This is a genomic window from Niallia sp. FSL W8-0635, from assembly GCF_038007965.1.
Taxonomy (GTDB): domain Bacteria; phylum Bacillota; class Bacilli; order Bacillales; family Cytobacillaceae; genus Niallia.
Genome location: NZ_JBBOYD010000002.1, coordinates 139,958 through 163,677, shown reverse-complemented (window position 1 = coordinate 163,677; position 23,720 = coordinate 139,958). Strand labels below are relative to the sequence as shown.

Here is a 23,720-nt window from a genome sequence, read left to right as displayed (position 1 = left end):
CCTCATACGGCGCCCCATCTAACTGGTTATACAGTTTACTAGTCTTTAATAGGTTGTAGTTTGCAAGCTTTACGAAGCTTGTTTAATTTCTTTAGTTGATATTCGTTTATATTCAACAACCTCATATATTTTTCTATAGTTTCCTCTTTCGTAGCATGAACCAAGATATGAGCAAATTTATGAAGTACAGCCAAATTTTCGTATTCGTCAGTTCCACCTAAATATATAGGTGTAATATGGTGGCAATGATAGTTGTGAATGTCTCTAGTTAGGTCCACATCTGTAACAAAACATTTGCCTTTACTGGCACTGAACTTTGAGACACGATTATCATTGTATTGAATGCTTCTTTTCTCAATGTAAGTTTTCGCTAGTTGTTGCACAGCTTTTTGAATGTTATACATGAGATTGACTTTACTATTTAGCTCTCTACCTTTCGGACTGTAGTCATTAATATCTTGTTGAAATTGTTTCACCACGATAGATTTCACCGCTGAAACAGGAATTAAAGGTACTTCTTTGATGGAAAAGGTAGTGTAATTGTATCTTTCATATCCTTTCACTTCACATTTGCCTGATTCACTAATTTTTGAAAGATTATTCCATATAGTTCGGTAAGTTTTGTAGGCAATTTCTTTCATATCAACGCTAACGTGCGATGCAGCAGAAAAGTAGTTATGAATTCCTCTAATATAAGAGTTGTATTCATATGCTTCTTTTCGGGTGTTAGAACGATATAGTGTTCTAGCTCTTTCGCGTAAGGATTGTATAATATCTTGTTTCTTTTTATCGCTGATGAAACTATGTGCTACGATTCTTTTTCCTTTCCTAACCCCTTTAATTTTGAATCCAAGAAATTCGGATTTTCTTTTGCGGAGATTAGTTATCTTCGATTTTTCTTTCGAGATATTTAAACCTAGTCTCTTTTCAAGGAAATTTTGTACTGCAAAATACCATCTTTTCGCTTCATTATATGAAGTTGTGATGATTTTAAAGTCGTCTGCGTACCTAACAATAAAGCCTTGCTTCATGTTTGTTTTGGTCTGCAAAAAGCGGTATTTACGAGTATCTTTACTTCCTAGTTTGCTAATGTCGAAGGTTTCAAATTGGTCACTTACCCAATGGTCGAGTTCGTTTAGAACGACATTTGAGAGTAAAGGGGAAAGTATTCCACCTTGTGGAACACCTTTGTTTGGTATCCCTTCACCTTCAATATTGGCTTTTAACATCTTTTTAATAATTGCCAGGAGCTTTTTGTCCTTAATACCTAAAGAAAATAGTTGTTTAATCAATTTGTTGTGATTGACGTTATCGAAGAATCCTTCAATGTCAATATCAACAACATAATGATTTTTCCCTACGTTTATAAGGTTTAGCATCCTTGCAAGAGCGTGATGTGTTGAGCGGTTTGGTCTAAAACCGTAGGAATGTTCAAAGAATTTCGCTTCACATATTGGTTCAAGTATCTGTTTTATGGATTGTTGGATAAGTCTATCTTCCATTGTAGGTATGCCAAGCGGTCTTTCCTTTCCATTAGCTTTAGGAATGAAAACTCGACGTACACTATTAGGGTGGAAGTTGGCTAACCTTTCTCGGATATTATTGATAAAGGTAGCTTCATCCATTATTTTATAATCTTTGATACTTAATCCGTCTGTTCCAACAGTTTTACTGCCCGTATTGGATTTGATATTTCTATATGCTAAAAGTAGATTGTCTCTACTAATAATTAGTTCATAGAGATTAGAAAATGAAAAATTTTCTTTTGATTTGGCGTATAGATTATCAAAAATTGGTTGCATTAAATAATATTCGGAATATCTTACACTATCATTCATTGGTAAGTTCGCTACTCTCCTTTAAAAGGATTTTGCCTACTTGTCCTAACCGATTGCTTACCCTAGTAATTTTCTGTTTAATTCCGTTAGACTAGTGGCCTTCCCTCCACAGTTTGTTATCCCTGTTTCTTCGGTACCATGCCACCACCATCACGAGTATTAACACACGTTATAGATTTGCTCTTTTCCGTATGAACGCTTCAAAAGTCTCCGAACCTCCACGTTACTCGCTTTCCACGTTCCAATCATTCCTATCTGTTCATATATACTTAGGTGCTTTCTTTACAACTACTTGCTGGAGCAACCCTTCTTTGTTGCTAAGGATTTTCATAACAAACATTCTTACTCATCCTCACAAGTACCGCTTTATACGGCGATGATTATTCCTAATCATCTAGGTTATAGTTGTGTACATTCGAAAGTTCGTCAGTTACAAGGACATTCTCACCATATATATTTTATAGACACCCGATTTATCGTTGAACCATTACATATAACAGCATTGGGACCAACTTCAATCGACTTTACCTAGCTTCACACCTCAAATCCTTCGGAGGGAGTTGACGCATGTAGGAGTCTTAGTGACTATGCTTCGGGGTGGTTAGTTCCCTCATTTCATAGTTTGGAATGACAGTTAGATATGAATTTGCAATCCCATATCCGAGCTTTTCACGACTTTTTTTAATGTCATTTATAGCTCAACGTGTCGCACGTTTGTTACCTATATGAGACATGTTATTTCCTCCTATTTTTAATCATGAAAAAACGCCCATTCTATTAGAATGAACGTTTACTCAATATTATCTTTCCCAAGGCATTATATCCTCTTGATGATAATTCTCCTCATATGAATATTTGTGATTATTCTCTCCATCATCCTCAGTCTTCAGTCTCCTTTTACCTGAATCTAAAAAGACTATATCTTCTGCAATGATTTCAATTTCTGTTTTATTATCCTTAAATTTTGCTTGCAAACGTGCTGTAACAGCAATTAAACTACCTTTTTGTAAATTATTATGACAAGTGGTAGCTAACTTTTTCTCTTTAAATGCTTTAATTGGAATAAAGTCTGCCTCTCTTTCTCCATGCTGATTTCTATAGTTTCGATTTACAGCAAGTGTCATAAAACAGACTGGATTTTCCTCTGTACCTGCTAAATAAGGATCTCTACTCAATCGGCCTATTAGGTTACATTGGTTTTTCATGCTAATTCTCCTTTGGACTTATTCGTAATCTCTTCCGCAATAGAAACGCACATTTTTTTACCCAAAATAATATGATCAAGTACCTCAACATTCATTAGATTGGATATAGATAAAAAATAGTCGAATAAAGAATAGTCTTCATCTTTTAAAACTGCATAACCTGCAGGTTCATTACTACAGACTACTATTTTTGAAGCGTTTCTTTTAATTGCTTGTCGAAATGCCAAATGAACTAAGTCTTTATTGAGTGTTCTAGTCCCTTTAACAATATTTTGTCTGCCTATAACCACATTATTCTTATTTAAAAATAAAAGATCTAATTGTGAATCCTGCTTATAACGAATATCTCTCACATATTCAATTACATCAAATTTAGAAGATATTTTAAATTCCGATTGCCAATCAAATTTTGGTACCATATTTAAGATTCCATTTAGTGCTTTTATTCTAAATAAAGTTTCCGTAGTTATTCCTTCGAACTTCAATAGCTCCTCTTCAGATAATTGAGAAATCCCACTAAAACCTAACTCACCTAAAGTATCGATCGTTGAGTCACATACGGTTTCACCGACAATAATAGCCAGTAAATGTGGAAGACTAGTGTCATTCTCCCCAAAATACTTAATATATTCCTTTGCGTCGTTATATCTACTCATAATAAATCTACCTCTCTTAATTAAATGTAAATGTCCTCATAGCTCTTATTCAATATCAAAAAAATATCCCATTATCGCTTTCTTTAAGCGTGTAATTGTAGAAGGTTTTTCGTTGATAGTTGTACTAAAATGATAAACCTTATCGCCTTTATACCTCCACATTACTTTTGAGTTAATTCCTTGCTCTAAACACTCAATAAATACTAAGAATTCATTAAATGCATGTTCTTTTGACACTGACTTAGCTTTAAATATTCTTCGTTCCCCATCTGGCAAAATGATCTCGATACTATGACGAGAATGTAAGATTGGTTTACTAGCAATAATTTTTTCCGCTTTTCTTTTACTTTCCTCAAATACATTTCCTTGTAAAACTGGCCCCTTACTAATTGTTTCTTTCATCATTTTTCTTCATCCTCTCAATATATTATTTATATAAAACGCAAAAAAGCGCCCTGAGAGATGGTTTAATGAATTACACATAAAGTGTAATACTCAATAAATCATCCCAAAGGACGCTGCGTTTAATATCTAAACTGCTAGCCGATAAAAGGCTGCTAAAATGTTAAAAATATAAAATAGTTACATTTTCATTCTACTATTATATCTATTTCTTATCAACCCTATTATAGGAAGGAGTCCTTTTATAGTAAGTTAACTTACGCCATATCGATTCAATGGGTCCTTGCTTATGTTTTTTTAACCACCAATTACTTAATAATATTTGTATGAATATTAAAGCTATAGAAAGAAAAACTAAATGACCAGGTGAAACTTGTGCATATAACTTAAATACTTTAAACAGGAAAAAACAACATGTTGTTTGGAATAAATAATTACTCATAGATGTTTTTCCTATATTAGCAATTAATTTGAAATGCTTTCCTGTTTTTTTTAGTAATAACAGAATAGATAAACCATAAAATATGGACATGCTTATATTACCAAAAATTTCTGAAAGTCTTATTAAAAAGTAGGAGTCAGAATATATTATTGCTAATGTTTTTATTGCAATACCAATACTACCACTTATCACCCACATTAATTTGTGGATTCCCTTAATATTAGTAATCAATGCTTTATTTTTTCCTAATATCATCCCTAACAAAAACATTGGATAAATACTGCAGAACAAAGATGGAAGATTTTCTATAGAGTAAATCGTTAACCAATCAACAGTATTTTGTAATAATGCAATTCTTCCCCCTGTTTGATAATTAATAATCACATTTTGTAATAAGTTATAATCAACAGCTGCAATTTGATAATCAAATAACAGTATCTTAATTAATTCAAACAACATTGGAATCATAAATATACCAATCAGCAGCATCATAACACGACCAGGAACTTTATATACAGGAAGTAAGAACAAACCGATTACTGCGTATATCATGAGTATATCTCCATAAAAAATGAAAAAGGCATGTAAAAATCCAATTGCAAACAGTATCCATAATCTCTTTGAGAATAAATAGTAAGGATTATATCCTTTGTCTTCTGCGTTCTCCATAAAAATAATTGCGCTAAAACCAAAAAGGATAGAGAAGAGGGAATAAAAATTACCTTCAGCGAAGATAAATAAAATCGATTCTACTAGTTTATCAATAGGATCCATCCAAATACTACTTGGAGAGGATTCATATAAATGAGGACCACTTAGTGGTAATATATTTGCAAAAGCTATGCCTAAGATTGCAAATCCTCTTATAATATCAATTGAATGTATTCTTTCCTTTCTCATTATTCAGTCTCCTTCGCAAAAAAGACTACTCCAAATATTAGGTAACTTTGATTTACCTTCATATTTGGGGTAGTCCCATTGAGTTATTTTTTGTTATGTTATCTATTATATCGTTTCTGTAATTGTTCATCTTTTTTGGTTTTAATTTGATACATAATAATTGTTTTATATTTTTCCCATAATTCACTTGCAACTTTTTCACTAACGTTCATGAACTTCATGAAAAATGGAATTACTTCTTTTTCTAGAAAATAATCTGGAATTAATTCCTTACCAGGCGCATATTTTGCAACGATGTTTTGACGAGCAAGATTTAATAGAGATTCATCTATTTCATTTATATCATCTATTACTTCTTTGCTAGTATTTTCCTCTTTTCCTATATCAGGATCAACATCTTTATTTTCATACTTACTTTTTAACACTTTTGATATGTAATTCTCATAATTTTCAATGTCTCTATGCTTTATTTCTTCCAAAACTTCTAAAATTAATTCTATTCCATACTTTTTCCAGGATAGAATTTTCTTATCAGAAATAGCGATACCATGAATATATAGAGATTTCTTTACTGATTCAATAAATTCTTGTGCTTCTTTTGAAAGAGGAGTCTGTTGTTTAGGACTTTTTTTATGAATATTAAAATCTATTGCTACTGTTTTTCTACCTTGTTTGACTTCTTTAAAAGAAAAGTATAATTCTCCAGTTGCTTCTAATTCTTTTTTTGCAACATTTAATATTCGTTGTTTGAAATTCCCGTATACAGGATACTTATCCCCTACTCCAATCATCCTTTTAAGTTCATCTAGCTCTATTGTTCTTTTTCCAATTTTCTCATACTGTTTTAACAGTTCATAAACTCTCACTGTATATCCACTTTTTAATTTTTTTATATCATCAAATGAATATCCTGTAAATCTACTGTCTAAGCTAATTAAATAATCTTTAATTATTGGATTAAAAGAAACATGAACAGTACCATTATCATATATAATAGCGCTAAACCATGGAAACCATCCCATTTTATCATTAGACGAGCGAATCTTTATTCTTTTTCTTGTTAGATCATCAGCTAACTCTTTTACCTGACTATGATAATTATTTCCTTTAACATTCATGACTTCTGCAAATTCTTTAACAGTAATTGTGTAGTCTGGAAATTGGGAATCATTTTTCTTAATTTTACTAGCAACATATCGAATAAACTTATGCTCTAAAGTGGTTAATTCATTATCATAATAAGCCTCTATTAAATCATTAGACTGGATGATTAGATCATTTACTTTAAATTCAACTTGCTTTGTTTCTATCAAACTATCACCTACTAACAAGTTTGTAATCTTAAACAAATTATGACATTATTTTCAGAGAAAAGAAAGTGAAATATAACAAAAGATTATTAACTGTTATATTTCAGAATATTCTAATTGGTAATATCTTAAACTTGCCTACCCCAAATATGTCATAGTTCTGCTTTTTTCATAGATAACACTATCCCAAATATGTTATAGTTCCACTTTTTTCATAGATAACATTATCCCAAATATGTTATAGTTCCACTTTTTTCATAGATAACATTATCCCAAATATGTTATAGTTCCACTTTTTTCATAGATAACATTATCCCAAATATGTTATAGTTCCACTTTTTTCATAGATAACATTATCCCAAATATGTTATAGTTCCACTTTTTTCATAGATAACATTATCCCAAATATGTTATAGTTCCGCTTTTTTCATAGATAACACTATCCCAAATATGTTATAGTTCCGCTTTTTTCATAGATAACACTATCCCAAATATGTTATAGTTCACTTATTCCGTAGATAACACATCCCAAATATGTTATAGTTCCGCTTTTTTCATAGATAACACTATCCCAAATATGTTATAGTTCCGCTTTTTCCATAGATAACACTATCCCAAATATGTTATAGTTCCGCTTTTTCCATAGATAACATTATCCCAAATATGTTATAGTTTCGCTTTTTCCATAGATGACCCTACCCCAGATATGTTATAGTTCACTCATTCCATTGATAACATTATCCCAAATATGTTATAGTTTCGCTTTTTCCATAGATGACCCTACCCCAGATATGTTATAGTTCACTCATTCCATTGATAACATTCCCAAATATGTTATAGTTCACTTATCCAAAGATAACACTATCCCAAATATGTTATAGTTCCTTTTTCAAAAGACACTGCATCCCAAAAATTTTATAGTTCAATTATTAAAAGAAAAAACATCCCAAATATGTTATAATTCAAAATCTGAAAAAAGATAACATATTTGGGATGTTTTTTAGTAGTAATTTTTAAGAGCGTATTAAATATATTTTTTAATAAAAAATATATGCATATCATTATGATTTTAAAGATCCTGTGGACTCGAGTAATTTAAGAAATGCAATTTATAAAAGATGTCTTTAAATTATCAACTAAATGTAACGTGCTTAAATATCATTTGTTCATTTGATCCCAAAATTGTTATACTTTATCCCAAAAACGTTATTTTTTATCCCAAATATGATATATTTACTATCATTAAACACAGATATATCAAGGGTTCATCAGATACCTAAAATATTAAAACTATAAAACTAAGGTAACTACATATCCTAAAAATGTTATATTTTATCCCAAAAATGTTACATTTTCACCCTAAATTTGCTATATTTCGTCCCAAAATTGCTATATTTCATCCTAAAAATGTTATATTTTATCCCAATTTTGCTATAATTGTCTACTATTAACCTATTAGTACCAAGGGTTTAAAGCTACGATAAAATATTAAAACATCTAAAACTATTAAAAATAAGTTAAAATATTAAAACTAGAAAGCTAGATAATTTATATATAATAAAGAGTATAGATAAATTATATTATCCATACCCTTTGTTTAGTACTAATATTGTTTGATATAAATTATTTTAAAAGACACCTCTTTTAATTTAGCAATAATACTATCAATTTTATTTTTTGTATTCTCAAAATCCCTAGTAGGGTATTCTTTAAAAAAACCATGAGCCATTACCCATACCTTATTTTCATAACCATAAATGTCAACTTTATTAGTCCAACCATCATTATTTTCAATATCTTCTAATTCTACATGTTTTAATAACATCTTATTTCCTCCAATATAGATTTAGTGTCAAGGATGTGTTCTAGATACTCTCTAACTTACAAAATAGCTGTTATTTGCGCTTCTGTTATAAGAGAAAGGTTTCTTATCTAAAATCTATAATAATTGTTCTAAAAGGATTTTCTCCCCTCTAATGCAATCCTGCTAGTTTACCAGTTTATAATATCAAGTATGATTTTTTTAATGCCTTCTGTGTCCACTTTAGAACATATAATTTCTTGATTCTCTAAAATAAATCTAATGTTTCCTTTTTTTTCGATTATATAATCCCATCCACGTTTATTAAGTATGTCAATTAAATCTTTTTCATTAAGAAACCACTACTAGTGATAATAGTAATAGTGGTTTCTCCCTTTTCCTTATTGGATATTATTGAATAACCTAACAATGTTCACATTCTTAACATTTATATTTAAAATATGAAACATACTATAGTTTACCTTGATAATTCTCTTTGCATGGTCCTCGTTAGCAGCCAAAATATCTGTAGTTATATATCTTTCTTACTCATTAAATTTAAGTAGAACCGACACGAGAAAATGTTTCTTAATTGTTTTTTGGCCATGATAAATTTCTGATGAATTATCAACGAATAATACATCTTCTGTTTTTATTATTTTTGGTATATTGCCTTTTTGAGATATTTTAATAAAAGCGGGTTCATCTTTTATAAGATGATATACAGAAATATTGCCCTTTTCTTCTATTTTTCCGTCAATCAATAATATATTTTCACGAATTTGATAGAAATGTTTACTAGTATAAAAATCAACCATTATGCTAATTCCTCCTCAAATGAAAAAAGATCGTAAGTGGTTGGAATAATATATTCAACCAATTCTTCGATCCTTTTTAACCCGCTTATTAATTTTAAGCTTGTATTCTTTTTACTTCTCAATTGGAACACTACAGTATTATTAGTAACAATTATATTTATACTGTTTTTTTGATAGAAACCCCTTGTGTCAATAGTAATTATAGATGGATTATTATCTAAAAGTGATAGCCAATCATTAGAGTTTTTCCCTTCCTCACTTAACATATACTCAATACAGGTAATTGTAGTATTTAAAGTTCCTAATGAAAGGTCAAACATATAAGCAAAGCTCATAGTATTATTACCATTAAAATACACTCTATATCCCTTTTCTCTTTGATTAGAATGTCCTTTAAATGGTTCAATACGAAAAACTATATCTTCAAAATACCATTCCAATCCATCTTTTTTTACTTGAAAATCCTATACCCTTTAATAAGCTTTCTAACTTTGTAGGTTCTAGAGGACAAAAGCATGTGATTTTATACATATGTAATCCTCCTACAGACATTAGAATCAAATAATTTAGTCGTCGTCAAAACCTTTCCCTCCTAGTGAGTATTTTGTTTCATTTCTATTAATTTTCTTTTTTGTCGTTTACTTTTTTCATAAAAAAAAGCCTTCAGGACAGTTAATAGCACAGCTGCTATTAAAACTGAACCCAAAGGCTCTACATTTACTAAGTAAAAGAAAAATCCAAAATAGAAAAATAATCTGATTTAATTTTAACTTTTTATCCTATTATTTTCAATAGTTTCAAAAGATATCGTCAGTTATTCGAGCAGGACAGTCTGTTTACAAAAAAAAATGAAATATACTTTTATACTTGAAGATACATCACAGTCATAGATTTCTATAATTTCCAGATACATAATTCATAACTAACTTTCCAGCAGCATCTATTTTAAAATTCGACTCTAGAATCGTTTTATTCGAATTAGATTTAAACTTGAACACAAATTCACTGTCGTCAATAAATGCTTTCACACAACACTATAAGTATTTGTTGTTTTTTAACAAATTTGCTGAATTAAGTTAGGTGAATTGTTTTTTGGAGAATTAACATCATTTGAAACTTCAAAAGCATCCATTTGTTCAAAGTCAAAGGGAACAAGTAATTTACTTAACGAGTTAGTATCGGTATTTGTTGGATTTAGCCAGAATTGTTCATCTTCAGGTTTTAATATGACTGGCATTCTATCATGTATTTCAGTCATTAGCTTATTTGGTTGAGTGGTAATTACAGAACATGAGTATACCATTTCTCCTTCTGGGGATTTCCAAGATTCCCAGAAGCCAGCCATACCAAATGGTTGATTATTTTTAAGTTTTATACGCATAGGAATTTTACGTTCATTTGTACGTTTCCATTCATAGAAAGAATCAGCAAGGATCAAACAGCGTTTCTTTTTATAGGCATTACGAAAACTTGGCTTTTCGGCAATTGTTTCTGAACGAGCGTTAATCATTTTATAACCGATTTTCATATCTTTAGACCAGGGAGGAATTAATCCCCAACGTAAATATCCAAGACGATTCTTTTCACCATCATTGATCACAGAAAGTACGGATTGAGAGGGAGCTACATTATAGTTTGGGTTATAATGGGATTCTTCAATTGCTGAGTCGATATTAAAGCGGTCAATAATTGTTCCAAAGTCGGTAAATAAAGTAAAGCGACCACACATGCTATCACCTGCTTTTTAGGTTAAGTGTAGCAAAGTAGAATACGGAAAACAAACGAGTAGTAACTTATCGTCAAGTACGATAACTACTACTTATTATTATATTATTAATAATACGAAATCAGCCTTTAAAAAAATAACGCGCTACCTTCAGGCTGCGCGTTTATAAATATAACTACTATCCCTACTATTTTTCTCTTTATATTTTTTTCTTGTTCCCTTTTTATAACTAAACGCAATTAAAAATTTCTACCCGACTTTTTTGAAATAACTTTAAATTTTTCTTTCAGTCTTCTATTTGATAACCTATGAGATATTTTTTGATAACGGCAGTTCTTTTATATTTGACCATAAAACTTCAATTGTTTTTTTTCCATTAGCAGCATTAAAGGTGATTTTATTTATATAAGTGAGTTTAACTAGATGCTTCTCAGTATAAAAGGTAGATGTTTTGTAAACAAGAGAGTGTTTATTATTTTTAGATTTTTTTATTAGCAAAATTATCATCCTTTATTTTTTTCTTAATTTTATTAAGAAAAGTGAGGTTGAAATGATAATTTTGACAATGAATTTTTCATTTGCTTTTTCTCCAATTGTATAGAGATAATAAATACGTTTTTTTTTGAACATAAAAACAAGAACCTTCCTACGATATATTGTAGGAAGGATTATTTAAAGTGGTTAATTTTGTATCAATATAATTATTCTTATCTTCGAATCTGATAATAAAGTTGTTCGATTCTTAATTAACTAAATTTGGACTGCGAATACGGCTCGGAACAATGATAGTATGGTAATAATCTGCAAATTCACGATAGGCTTCATTCAGAATAGGCTCTTCTCGATGTGCTTTCGTAACACCTGTTTTTAAATTATCGGGAACCAGTGTTTCAGGAACTCCCTCAAAATACTCCAATGCATGGATGTAACAGTAAGCAAATTAGCTGACTTCATATCTAAAAATGCCTCAACATAGCGAATTGACTATAAGGCAAGGTCGCAATAAAAACATATGCTGGAATCATTTCTCCTGTTGAACGCTCTATCATTTGTAGCGTATATCCAGCCCAATCTACCTCCATGACTTCACCTGGCTATCTTCGAATAGGCATTGTTAACTTATATTTCTTCGCATATTTTCCATAGTTTTCACAAAAAGTAAGATAGGCATATGGAATTTTTCCACCATCACGTGCTTCTGTCGCATACTCATGATGCAATAAAGTCAAGGTGACATTCTTTTTTTGTAACTCCTTATTAACCTTTTCCCAATCAACTGGAAAGTATCCTTTCTCCATAGCTTGTTTCTCTGGAAAAAGAAAAGCTTCTAACCATGGATTAGTCATTGTATCGTTCAAACTTTCCACACCGAGTTTCTTGGCACGTTGAACGACATCAGAAACGGTATTCCTTGAATGTCCAGTACTAGAACTAATGGTCCTCTGACTGATTCCTTTAAAATGAAGTTACAGAATCTTACGACAATTAACCTTAATAAAAACCTCCCGTATATTAGTGTCATGCTTAATTGCATGCAACATAATTATACAAGAGGCTTTCGTGATTCTAATTATAATGGCTCTCCATTCCGCAATGACTGGCTCAAAGCTCCGCATAAGTGGCTCATTTCATCTGCAATAATCACTGGTTCAGGTAAATCTTATTTACCTAGTGCATTCGGAGTATCTGCTTGTCGTCAATTCTATAAAATTAAATACATCCGTTTGCCAGAGTTACTAGATGAACTGTCACTAGCAAAATTAGTTGCGGACGGAAGTTATCGTAAATTAATCAAAAAATACACGAAGGTCGATTTACTTATTTTGGATGGATGGTTACTGACAGATTTATCAACGGATGAAGCAGCAATCTTACTAGAAATCGCAGAATCTCGCCATAAAGTAGCTTCAACTATCTTCTGTTCGCAAATTGATCCTAGAGGATGCATATGAGATTAGGGAATGAAACGATAGCAGAAGCTATTTTAGATCGAATTATCCATGCGTGAGCGCCATGGACTAGGTAGAGCACTCTAATATGGCAGTAATGACTAAAAAAGAACTACGGAAGTTAGAGGAATACTTCTACTATGTCGGATACAAAAACTGGTACCCATTTCCCCAGGAACTAAAAGCAGTTGGATATCTATGGAAAGGAACCTTTTCCACAGGAATGGAATGAACAGGACATATTTGAGGGGCAAAAAAATGATTAGAGAGTATTTTAAAAATAATTCTAATTAGCAACAGTCAGTAAAAGAAAAGCCCTACAGTTTATTAAGCTAGTAATCTGTAGGGTTTTTCTATGCTTGGTAAACGAATTGGCATTGTGTGGTACATTTATTGGTGAAGACTGGTAAAAAACATGGCAAGGGTGGTAAAATCACCCGGCTGTAATCAATTTTAGATTGAGGCAATTGTTCATCATCCCCATACTTCTTAGCTGTTCTCCAGTTAATACCAAGTATTTTTTGGATCTTAGATATAGATAAACCCTTGTTGTTTCTCAAGTTTTTGATACAATGAAGCTAGTATCCTTTCATATTCCTCCACTCTGTAAATGATTCGACACCATTACAGTAGAGGGATTTGGGGTGACAGGAAAGTCTTATTTTATGCACTTATAAAATAAAGTGCAGGACCCTGCATTGCAAAAGCTCTGCACTTTTATTTTGCAATAAACAATTATTTTTAATTACTTCTTCCAGCTAATTTTATTTCCTTTCATTTTATATTATTTTGTATTTAAGTAGATTAATTTAAAATAATTTTTTTATCCTGATGTGAAATATCCTCAATTCTGTGTGTTATTAGTATTGTTATTTTATTCAATCTTAAATTTCTAATTTGATTTATAATATGTCTCTCAGAAGTAAAATCGATAGCTGATGTTGCTTCATCCAGTATTAATACATCTGTATTTCTTATTAATGCTCTGGCTATTGCTATCTTTTGTTTTTGTCCACCCGAAAGATTTGAGCCGCGGCTCTTAATTATTGTATTAATTCCTTCTGACATATTAACTATATCTTCATAAAAGTCTACAGCTTTTAAAACTTCAATAATACTATCATCTTTAACATCTGCATTTTCACCCATTAATATATTATCTTTAATGGTTGCCGTATAAATTATGGGATGTTGGAAGACAACACTTATTTTTTTTATTATTAGCTTCTGTGATATGGTTTGCAAATCAATTTCATTTAAGAAAATTTGCCCATGTTTGGGCTGGATAAATTTGCACATTAGATTAATTAATGTTGTTTTACCAGAGCCGCTACGGCCAATAAGATAATACAGATTTTTTCCACTTTTAATATTAAATGTAATTCCTTCAATCACTTTATGAGTTTGATTTTCATAACTATAAACAATATTATTAAATTCAATGGATTTTATAGAAAATGATTCTTTGTTTTTTAAATCTTCAAATTCTTGAGAGTTTTTCACTTCTAATTTCGAATAAATTTTAGCTACATTTTCAACAATTCCAAGTTTGGACTTGAGCTGTAAAAAATATTTAAAAGTGTTTTGATATGATTCATTCAGCTCTAATATAAGTTGATATAAAATAACAATACCACCTATTGTAATTTTATTTTCAAAAGCCAAATATCCACCAAACATTACTATAATAAATATCATTATTAGAGATATACTTTCTTGAATACCTATCTGTTTTGCTATTATACTACCTTCTTTAAATGAAATACGCATATAATCTTTATAGTAATTTTGGAATTTTTTGTTTACCCATTCTTTATTATTCATTATGATTATTTCTTTAAGAGAATAAATAGAATCCTTCAAAAAAACATTTAATTTTTTCTTTTCCTTAAATACAGTAGAGAATATTTTTTTTCTTTTAGCAGAAAAACTTTTATTTAAAAAAGCACTATATACAGCAAAGAAGAATATAAAAATAAATAAATAAATATTTATACTCAGGACAAAAATGCTAATCATTAATGCCGTAACAATGGACTTGAAGAAATCGGGAATATCACCTGAAACCCAATTAACTACTAATGTGACTTCGTCATTCAAAAAATGAATATATTCTCCTGAATGTTTACTAGTAAAATCCATGCTAATTTCATTATCGTCGCAAAAATTCTTAAAATATTTTTCAATTACACTACTCTTAATTAAACTACTTGTTTTAGATTGTAACCATGGGTTTATCACGCTTAGAATTGCATGAAAAACATAAAAAATGCCTAATAGTAAAAGGATAGCAATTGAATGATTGAGGTTATCATTCAGAATATGATCAATTATAAGTTTTTGAAATTGCATTGATAGAATTAAGATAGAGACTTCAATAAGGATAAAGAAAAGCAGTAAAAAGAAATAGAATCTCCCTTTTTTACTATTGAGTAATAAAACTCGTAAATAACTAATCATGTACTTCACCTACTAATGATCTTAATTCTATAATTTTTTTTTCCTTTATTTCGAACACTCTATCGAATTGAACTTTAGGTAATTTATCGTGAGAAACAACTAATATTGTTTTTCCTTCAAATTCCTTAAATATTGTTTTAAATATTTTATCTGTATTCACCTTATCTAAAGACGAAGTAGGTTCATCTAACAAAATTATTTTTGGATTTTTCAATAGATTCCTAGCTATAGATAGGCGCTGGCGTTGTCCTCCAGATAAAAACTTTCCTCCATCACCAATTACAAAATGGTAATTTTTCTCTTTTTGCATAATTTCATTATGTAATTCGGCTTTTCTAGCAGCTAATTTTACGCTATCTAAATTGTTTTCCTTATTGGTACCTATAACAATATTCTCAATAAAAGACTCATTAAATAGAAGAACATCTTGAGACATAAATGTAATGTTTTCTCTTAAATTATTCCAGGAAATTTCGTCAATATTATAATTTCCAACCTTAATTATGCCTTTATTAATTGGGTATAATCCTGCAATAATCTTCAATAAAGTGGATTTTCCTGTTCCACTTTTCCCTACTATTAATATTTTTTCTCCGGATTCTATATTCAAATGAATTTCCTTAAGAACTTCTTTATTACTGTATGAAAAATTCAAATCACTAATTAAAATACTGCCAGATGTTACATCCTTATCCCCATATTTATCACGTTTAATTGGTACACTTTTCTTCATCATTACATAAAGCTCATCTACCTGTCTCATTAACAATATTACTTCATTCCAAATAGTAATTATTCTAGTAATTCTCCACATTGAACTAAAATATATAAGAAGGAATGAGACAAACTCACCTGGTGTTAAAGATTCATTTCTAACTAAGTAGATACCAATAGCTAATATAAAAATTGATCCAATTCTGAATATAGTTCTTCTTATACTACTTCTTAAGAATCCGTAAAAATATCTCTTTTCATTCCACTTATTATTTACTTCTAATTCATTTAATAGAAATTTTTGTATCCATCCGAATCCACCATACATTTTAATATTACTAATAGATGAAACAGTTTCTTCTAATGCATTTATGTAACTACCTTCTGAGGATGAAAAGTTCTTTGAAGATATATCTGCTTTAATTTCAATAGAAGGACCAATTATTAAATATAGTAAAAGAAATGGAAGTGTACATAATGTTAAAATCCAATTAGTATAAAGCATTAAAGTAATAGCTATTAAAGAAAAAATTGAAGTTTGAACTATTGTCGGAAAATAATAACGATAAACTTTTTGAATATAATTAATATCATTAATACATTTTTTATAAAGATCGCCACTTTTCATATTATCAAGTTCTTTAAAATTTAAAGAACTTAAATAGCTTAAGAAGTCACTTCGAAGATCTTTTATAGCTAATTCTTGAATTTGACGTTTATATATTTCTGTTTTACATTTTGAAACCAATGAAACTATTGAAAAAACCACAAATGCACATCCAAAATAAACAAAAGAAGCCTTTCTTTGTGAAGGTATAATATGATCTATTAAATATTGAATTGACTTTGGTATAATAAGTTCAATTGATAAAGAAAATAGCCCAAGCAAAATAAATAAGATTACCTTATTCTTGTACGGTCTTAAATACTCAAGTATCCAAAATAATACTTTAATATTTCTGAAAAAGTTTTTATTCATTTCCAATTCCTTCAATCCATAAGTTTATAGAAGTTTAATTTTGCCAAGGTGCTTATACTATCTCTAAGATTTTTTTCATCTATTTGAGGATTAATTAAGTGGCTTTTTCGACCTTTAAACTCTATATAATTATTCAATATGTTAATTTTATTTTTTAAACTTAGACTTTGGGGATTCTTATAGTCTAATAAGGGACTTAAAGATATAAAATTTAACTTTTCTTTATTTATATAGTTATTATTAGGATTCAAATTAAACCTATAATGTCTTTTTGTATTAAAAATACTTTTTTTCAAATTTCTTCGATGTTCATAGTTTTCAATTTTATTTCTTTCTATAGTAAATAGCTCTGGTAACCTTTTAAACATTACTGTATTATCATATTTTTTTATAGCAGTAAATCTACTCGAAAGAATACATATTTCCCCAGAAAGGTGATACTCCAATAAATTTTTCTTAATTTTATTGTTTACTTTGCCTAATAACAATATATTTTCATTTAGTTTATTTTTAAAAGCCAAAGAACTTATTAAATACCAATGATTAGCGAGTTCTTTACTATATAGAATATGTTCTTTGATATACATCCTAGAAAAAGGAAAAATAAAATCGTAGGGTCCTATAATAAAAAGTTCATTTGTCCTATTATCTTCATGGAATATAATTAAAGTTTTCGAATCAATATAGATTTTTTTTTTATTTATTTCAATAATAGAAAAATCCAAACTATTAATTTTTTTACTACCTTTTCTTTTACCATCCTTCTCTAACAATTTGATTAAATTAATTAATTCAAAATCATTTTTATATAATATATGACATTTAAACCTATTTTCATTAAGTGTATTGTTATAACTTATGTTATAAACATAGTTAAAATAATGCGAGAAATGCATAAATAAATTCGGTAAATTGGTTTGTACTTCAATATTATTATCTACAAAAAAGACTCTTTTTGGTCCATAATATAATTGAGTTAGATTCAAAATATTTATAGAATTCATTTAGTTTATGCTCATTTCACTATTCGAATCTTTTAACTTTTCAATTAATAATTTTGATATTTCTGTTAAATGGTATTTCTGATCCCCTTTTAAATTTGTATTTTTAATTTCTAAAATTAAGTTATAACTTGAAGCTTTTATTTGTGATTCACTAAGTTTTTGTAACATAAATCCGTTCCAAGATTTCCAACCTATTTGATTTGGTTTAAAAAGAAATAGATACAACCAGTCAAACCAATAGCGACCTATTATATTAACAGTCGAATGTAAATTTGGATTATGATGAATAAAATCTCCTTTAAGTTTATGACAAAATTCGTTATAATTTTTAGTAAATAGAATCGATTCGTGCCATAAATTATCTATTGATGGACTATACATTTCAAGACTTGGTACTAATGCTTTTAGTAAAAGAAATCTCTTTAATTCTAATATTTGTTGATTAATTAAACATATATTTTGTTTTTCCTTTTTTAAATACAAAATCCGTTGAGATAATTTAGTAAATAATTCATCTTCAAAAATACCGTTCAAGTATTCATTAGTCCTTTTTGATATTCTGTCTCTATTAAACCCAATATCCATCATTTTATTTCCTCCCCATATCTATATCTCTAGTTAAAAATCCATGACTTTCTAGAAAATCTATCGATTTGCCGTAATCTTTAGTTAAATCTGGATAATCTTGTAATAGTCTTTCAATGTTATCTTTTAAGTCTTCATCTATTAATATATATTTACTGTTTAAAGGAGTTTGTGCAGTAATTAAATAATAAAATGTCTTTTTATGCTTTTTTATTTTTATTTCTTTATCCTTTATACTACTAAATAAGTATTTTAGATCGATATTAGTACTTAAAATTACTGGTTTAGAGCAAATTCGTATAACGGTATTTTCAATTGAAAAATTAATTCTTCTATTTGAATAAGAGGATATTTGTCTCTTAAAACTCTTCAACGCTATAATTTTACTATATTCTATTTTTAAAAGCTCAGATGCAATTGGGTCTTTTATCCTTTTTATTATTTTACAAATTCTATTGTAACCACTTTTTATAACATTGGAATATTCAGAATGGTAATCACTTATTAATAAATAATCAAATGTTTCGTATTTATCTAAAATATAGGAGATCGTATAAGGAAAATACGAACAAATGATTACTATATTTTCAAATAATATATTTCTATTATTAATTTTAGAAACATTCTGTCCTAAATATTCAATATTTCTAATATAATCATCTATAGAATTATTTAAATTAAAATCAAAATTATTATCATTCGTAAAATTTGGAGGGTTATCTATAAATTTTTCAATTGCCTTATATAAGTTTTGGGAGAAGTTATTGTCCTTAATTAATAGATAATTATTTTCGCTGTACTTCTCCCTATCTTGTAACTTAAGAAAAAATTCCTCTGAAATTAATGCCAACTTACCCGCACTCATTGCTTCATAAAATGTGATTGGTGTATGAATTGATACCTTGAAATTCCTTTCTAACAAGGAAATTAGATCACAGTCATTAAGAAATTGGTTAATTTCCCAAGGTTTAAACGGGGAAACATTTGCTAAATAACCTTTACTCTCCATAAAATTCAGTAATTTCTTTGTTTCATCGTCAATATCATCATTATAAGTAAAGCTAGCCTTTAAACAAACATTCTTACCATTTTTATTTAAGTCAATAATGACATTTGATAATTCCCTTAATGATTTATAATTGTTTAATTTTCCGAAAATCCCAATAGTTAGCGATTTGTTTTTTAATATATATCTATTTTCTTTTTTCCTTTCCTTCTCATAAAGCATTATTGGTGGCGGAGTTAAAGTTAACTTTTGCAAGGGAATACTTAAGCTTAAAAATTTAGAAAAATTTTCCCAGGATGTACCTACTAAGTCTGCGTTTTGAAATATATATTCATAGCGGATTGCTAGTTCTGGAGAAGTTGTTAATCTTTCCAAATCACTCCCTGCACTATATTGATAAATAGGTACTCCAGTTAAATTACTTACTTCGCTAGCAGCTGCACCATAAGGTTCTAAGTATCCACTTAATATAACTGAACTTTTATACTTATCAATTACATAAAGAGAGAGCCCAACTAATTTGGATTGAGACATTTTGTCTTCAGGAAAATGTTTATGCCTCGTATGGTCATAGGATTCAGTATAATAAAACTTTAGAAAGCCACCAGATATTGGGTTTTTATAATCGAGCAATTCTAAATCAGATATACTATAATTGACTGCACGAGGATTCCCGATTTCTTCATTAGTATTTGTAACCACTCTCACCTTATATCCTCTATTTGCTAACTCTCTAATCCGCCAATACTCCTGAGTGGATACTCCCCCAATAGTGGGAGGAACTTTTGTTATAAACAAAAGTTCTTTATTCCATTCTCTAATTACTGGTTTTTTAGGTTGTATCAAATTGTAATGCGTTAATAGGATTTTTTTAAATGAATTAAAATTGTATCTAATAATATTCATAGCTTTTTCACTCTTTCATAACCAAGTATATCGATTATCTCTCGTATATCTGAAATTCTTCTAATATTTTCGAATCCCTCACTAGATAAATTTACTCCGAGAATTTCTTCGATTTCACATAATAAACCTAATCTAGCTAAACTATCTAAGCCTAATAATTCAAAATCATCAATATTTATAGCTTGACTTATGGGGAGATTTGAATAAAATTCTATAACTGAAATAAGTTTATTTTTATCTATTTTAATTCACTCCACTAACAATTTTATTTTACTTTTATTTAGTTTGCCATTTTCCATCCTTGGTAATTCACTTAGGTAACAAATTTTGAATGCTATATTATTAACTTTTTTCACAAGAAGTTTTCTAAATTCTAATTCATTAAACTCAGAGGTTACTACTAAAAAAATAACTATATTATCATTACTTGAACTTACTTCAATCGTTATTTCCTTTATAGCCTGAACCGTTAATAATTCTTGTTCTAACTGGAATAAAGAAATAAATCTTCCCCCAACTTTAACTTGGTTATCTTTTCTCCCTTCATAATAAAAAATTTCATTGTCATCTTTATATACTAAATCCCCTGTATTATAATATCCTTCGTTATCAACAATAATTTCCTCCGAATTGTAGTATTGTTCTATACAAGCATAACCTTTTATTAAAAGCTCACCTTCACTACTAATTTTACATTTATATCCACCAATACATGCGCCTAAGACCACTTTTTTTGACAAAGCCCATTCTATAGGAGTATAGAAAACAATCCCTGTAGTCTCTGTACTACCCCAAGCTGAAATTAGTTTTTTTCCTGTAGTATTAAAGAAAGTTTCTCTAAATTGATATTCTACCTTTTCTCCTCCTACTTGTAGGTGTTTTATGTTATTCCAATTTTCTTTTTTTATAATTGACATTAAATACTTATAAAGATTAGGGGTTGCTAATAAACTTTTTATATTAAATCTTTCAATTAATTCATTTATATGTTGATATTCATTTGTTGTACAGAGAACGCAACACTCTCCAGCAACCAATGGTTTAACAAATAATTCATGTGGATGCATACTTTCTGAGAAAAGACACATGTAACTTCCATTTAACTCTATTGGTAATGATAAATTAACATTAATGGCGTTATAGACCACTTGTGTAGTCTTGGTAGAAAAGATCTTTGGAGTCCCTGTAGAACCAGATGTTAAATTAAAATAACGTGATTGCTCTTCTTCACACTCTATATACTCCTTAATATCAAGTTCAATATCTTTAAAATTTAATTCGAACTCTTCAATAACATCTAATTTACTATCTAATCTATATAGAACTAACTTCTCGTTTATAAATTTAATTATATATTTCATTCGTGTAACTTTGCCTATTATTAGTAATTTTGATTGACTTATATTTACTTCTAATGGTATAGCAGAAAATCCACATCTAAATACTCCTAAATAAACTATCGGTAAATTAATATTTTTGGGTATACTTATACCGATTTCCGTATTTTCATCTAAAACATATTTAGTTAATAAATATGCCAATTTATTTACTAAATGATAAAAGTCACTATACGAGACTACGTTTTTTCTATCAGCTAAAGCTATTTTTGACGGTGTTTTTTTCGCGTAATCCTTTAAATAATCATTCAATTTACTTATCATATTATAACCTCAACCTAAAATTTGATTTTTCCCCTGCAATACAAATGAATTTGTACCAGGATAACTATATTCTCTCATTTCTCTATATGCCTTTCGCCAGTTACTGATTCTTCCTAAAGTTGTATATTTTAAAAACTGTGCATCAAAATGCTTTATTGCATAGTCAAAACAACTTTCATCAAATGGCCAGAATAAAGGGGTAATCATCTCTTTTTCAGGTATTCCAGATAGAATAGCAAGTTGACTGCCAGGTAGTACTCTCATTCCGAAGGAAAAGAAAATTTCTCCTTTTTTAAAATTCTCATTGGTGAATTTGCATGTTTCTTTAATAGACTCTTCATTTTCTTCGGGACCACCGAATAATAACATTCCTAGGAGTGTTACATTGTATTTTCGACAATTATCAATAAAGGTTTTAGCAATATTTAGGTTGAATCCTTTTTTCAATTTTATTAACATACTTGGGGAGAATGTATCAAAAGAAACCATTAATTCTTTACATCCTGATTGAGCAGCTAACGCAACAAACTCTTCATTTACAGTGGGCTTAGCATAGGCAGACCATCGAAATCCATCTAAATTTAGATCGATTAATAGATTACAAATTGATTTAGAGTGGTCTAAGTTAATGTTGAAAAGTGAATCTGTAAAAAAGATTTCTCTTATACCCATATCGTACAAATTTAGAATATCTTCTTTAAGCAGTTTTAAAGGTCTAGTTATATTTGTTTTGTTATCTATTTTTCCATAAGAACAATAAACACATTTCATTGGACATCTACCACCACAGCGAGTAGGTAGTCCAATTTGCTTAACACCAATATCCTTGTAAGTTTGTACTAAAGAGTTAGTAAAATCTAATGAAAAAAGAGAATGATTAGGAATTAATCTAATATCTTCTCCTAGTGACTGAATATGATCAGATAAAAAATCAAAAATTTCTTCTTCTATATTTCCTTTAATTCCATATTGAAAAGGTAAATATTTTTTTAGGCCTTCAGAATAAACTGCATAGCCTCCGCCACCGATTAATGTACGCATATTAGGGTTTCTTTTTTTTGCTATGGGTATAATTTTATCCATAAAGTCTTTATAATACTTTAAATAATACTTACTGTTCAATTCCATTGAATCAACATTTCTAATGGAAAAGGCTAAACAATCAATATGACTGTTTAGAAAACTTAAATTCAAATATTCTTCAGGATTCTCTTTAAAGTCTATTAATTCAATATCAACGCCAAGTTGCTTTACATAACTTTTGACATATACTGCACCAATAGGAAAAACAGGATGAAAGTCCATTGTGGGTAGAGAATTTAGGTTTATTAAGGTCATTTTATAATTTCTCAAAAATC

20 protein-coding genes and 1 pseudogene are annotated in these 23,720 nt (G+C 29.1%); 1 reads left to right on the top strand and 20 read right to left on the bottom strand.

The features are described from left to right. Nucleotides 1–38: 38 nt before the first annotated feature. The 12 genes from ltrA to NYE52_RS22965 all read right to left on the bottom strand — a co-directional run bounded on the left by ltrA (nucleotide 39) and on the right by NYE52_RS22965 (nucleotide 12,456). Nucleotides 39–1,838, bottom strand: a complete 1,800-nt coding sequence (ltrA, locus tag NYE52_RS23020) for a group II intron reverse transcriptase/maturase (protein WP_016205239.1) — start codon at nucleotides 1,836–1,838, stop codon at nucleotides 39–41. Between the two features lie 800 nt (nucleotides 1,839–2,638). Beyond that, nucleotides 2,639–3,043 carry a single-stranded DNA-binding protein gene (locus NYE52_RS23015; RefSeq protein WP_016205240.1) on the bottom strand — a complete coding sequence of 135 codons (405 nt, stop codon included), beginning with the start codon at nucleotides 3,041–3,043 and terminating at the stop codon, nucleotides 2,639–2,641. Beyond that, the gene (locus tag NYE52_RS23010; RefSeq protein ID WP_152116077.1) at nucleotides 3,040–3,699 is read right to left on the bottom strand and encodes a JAB domain-containing protein; all 660 of its coding nucleotides are present in this window, start codon (nucleotides 3,697–3,699) and stop codon (nucleotides 3,040–3,042) included. The genes NYE52_RS23015 and NYE52_RS23010 overlap by 4 nt, the downstream gene beginning before the upstream one ends. 45 nt (nucleotides 3,700–3,744) lie before the next feature. Beyond that, the gene (locus NYE52_RS23005; protein WP_016205242.1) at nucleotides 3,745–4,104 is read right to left on the bottom strand and encodes a DUF6018 family natural product bioysynthesis protein; all 360 of its coding nucleotides are present in this window, start codon (nucleotides 4,102–4,104) and stop codon (nucleotides 3,745–3,747) included. A gap of 202 nt (nucleotides 4,105–4,306) precedes the next feature. Next, entirely contained in the window at nucleotides 4,307–5,443 is a 1,137-nt protein-coding gene (locus NYE52_RS23000; protein WP_152116078.1) for a DUF418 domain-containing protein, read from the bottom strand. 98 nt (nucleotides 5,444–5,541) lie between these two features. After that, entirely contained in the window at nucleotides 5,542–6,756 is a 1,215-nt protein-coding gene (locus NYE52_RS22995) for a replication initiation protein (protein WP_016205244.1), read from the bottom strand. A 1,600-nt stretch (nucleotides 6,757–8,356) separates the two neighbouring features. Then, nucleotides 8,357–8,578: a hypothetical protein gene (locus NYE52_RS22990; protein ID WP_016205245.1), complete on the bottom strand. Its 222-nt coding sequence runs from the start codon at nucleotides 8,576–8,578 to the stop codon at nucleotides 8,357–8,359. 521 nt (nucleotides 8,579–9,099) lie between these two features. Beyond that, complete coding sequence (locus NYE52_RS22985) at nucleotides 9,100–9,372, bottom strand: hypothetical protein (RefSeq protein ID WP_016205246.1); 273 nt, start codon at nucleotides 9,370–9,372, stop codon at nucleotides 9,100–9,102. Then, complete coding sequence (locus tag NYE52_RS22980; protein WP_016205247.1) at nucleotides 9,372–9,812, bottom strand: hypothetical protein; 441 nt, start codon at nucleotides 9,810–9,812, stop codon at nucleotides 9,372–9,374. The genes NYE52_RS22985 and NYE52_RS22980 overlap by 1 nt, the downstream gene beginning before the upstream one ends. Before the next feature lie 614 nt (nucleotides 9,813–10,426). Beyond that, complete coding sequence (locus NYE52_RS22975) at nucleotides 10,427–11,101, bottom strand: SOS response-associated peptidase (protein WP_152116568.1); 675 nt, start codon at nucleotides 11,099–11,101, stop codon at nucleotides 10,427–10,429. A gap of 953 nt (nucleotides 11,102–12,054) precedes the next feature. Then, on the bottom strand, nucleotides 12,055–12,180 hold the full coding sequence (locus tag NYE52_RS22970) for a hypothetical protein (RefSeq protein ID WP_264298280.1): 126 nt from the start codon (nucleotides 12,178–12,180) through the stop codon (nucleotides 12,055–12,057). A 12-nt stretch (nucleotides 12,181–12,192) separates the two neighbouring features. Next, complete coding sequence (locus NYE52_RS22965) at nucleotides 12,193–12,456, bottom strand: hypothetical protein (protein ID WP_226793873.1); 264 nt, start codon at nucleotides 12,454–12,456, stop codon at nucleotides 12,193–12,195. Nucleotides 12,457–12,741: 285 nt separating this feature from the next. Here NYE52_RS22965 and NYE52_RS22960 point away from each other — a divergent pair. Next, nucleotides 12,742–13,134: pseudogene (locus NYE52_RS22960) on the top strand (ATP-binding protein); the annotation flags it as partial. Nucleotides 13,135–13,851: 717 nt separating this feature from the next. Here the strand turns inward: NYE52_RS22960 and NYE52_RS22955 are convergent. From NYE52_RS22955 to NYE52_RS22925, 8 genes are all read right to left on the bottom strand, one after another. Next, complete coding sequence (locus NYE52_RS22955) at nucleotides 13,852–15,507, bottom strand: ABC transporter ATP-binding protein (protein ID WP_152116567.1); 1,656 nt, start codon at nucleotides 15,505–15,507, stop codon at nucleotides 13,852–13,854. After that, a complete protein-coding gene (locus NYE52_RS22950; protein ID WP_152116566.1) occupies nucleotides 15,500–17,200 on the bottom strand; it encodes an ABC transporter ATP-binding protein in 1,701 nt (566 codons plus the stop codon). Before NYE52_RS22950 ends, NYE52_RS22955 begins: the two co-directional genes overlap by 8 nt. A gap of 11 nt (nucleotides 17,201–17,211) precedes the next feature. After that, on the bottom strand, nucleotides 17,212–18,204 hold the full coding sequence (locus tag NYE52_RS22945; protein WP_152116565.1) for a hypothetical protein: 993 nt from the start codon (nucleotides 18,202–18,204) through the stop codon (nucleotides 17,212–17,214). Then, complete coding sequence (locus tag NYE52_RS22940) at nucleotides 18,205–18,792, bottom strand: hypothetical protein (RefSeq protein ID WP_152116564.1); 588 nt, start codon at nucleotides 18,790–18,792, stop codon at nucleotides 18,205–18,207. 1 nt (nucleotide 18,793) lies between these two features. Then, nucleotides 18,794–20,701 (bottom strand): glycosyltransferase, encoded by a 1,908-nt coding sequence (locus NYE52_RS22935; RefSeq protein ID WP_152116563.1) that lies wholly within the window; start codon nucleotides 20,699–20,701, stop codon nucleotides 18,794–18,796. After that, a complete protein-coding gene (locus tag NYE52_RS24775) occupies nucleotides 20,698–20,874 on the bottom strand; it encodes a phosphopantetheine-binding protein (RefSeq protein WP_226793876.1) in 177 nt (58 codons plus the stop codon). Before NYE52_RS24775 ends, NYE52_RS22935 begins: the two co-directional genes overlap by 4 nt. A 75-nt stretch (nucleotides 20,875–20,949) precedes the next feature. After that, nucleotides 20,950–22,362, bottom strand: coding sequence for an AMP-binding protein (locus NYE52_RS22930; protein ID WP_152116562.1), 1,413 nt, complete (start codon nucleotides 22,360–22,362; stop codon nucleotides 20,950–20,952). 9 nt (nucleotides 22,363–22,371) lie between these two features. Continuing rightward, the gene (locus NYE52_RS22925; RefSeq protein ID WP_152116561.1) at nucleotides 22,372–23,715 is read right to left on the bottom strand and encodes a B12-binding domain-containing radical SAM protein; all 1,344 of its coding nucleotides are present in this window, start codon (nucleotides 23,713–23,715) and stop codon (nucleotides 22,372–22,374) included. Nucleotides 23,716–23,720 lie beyond the last annotated feature (5 nt).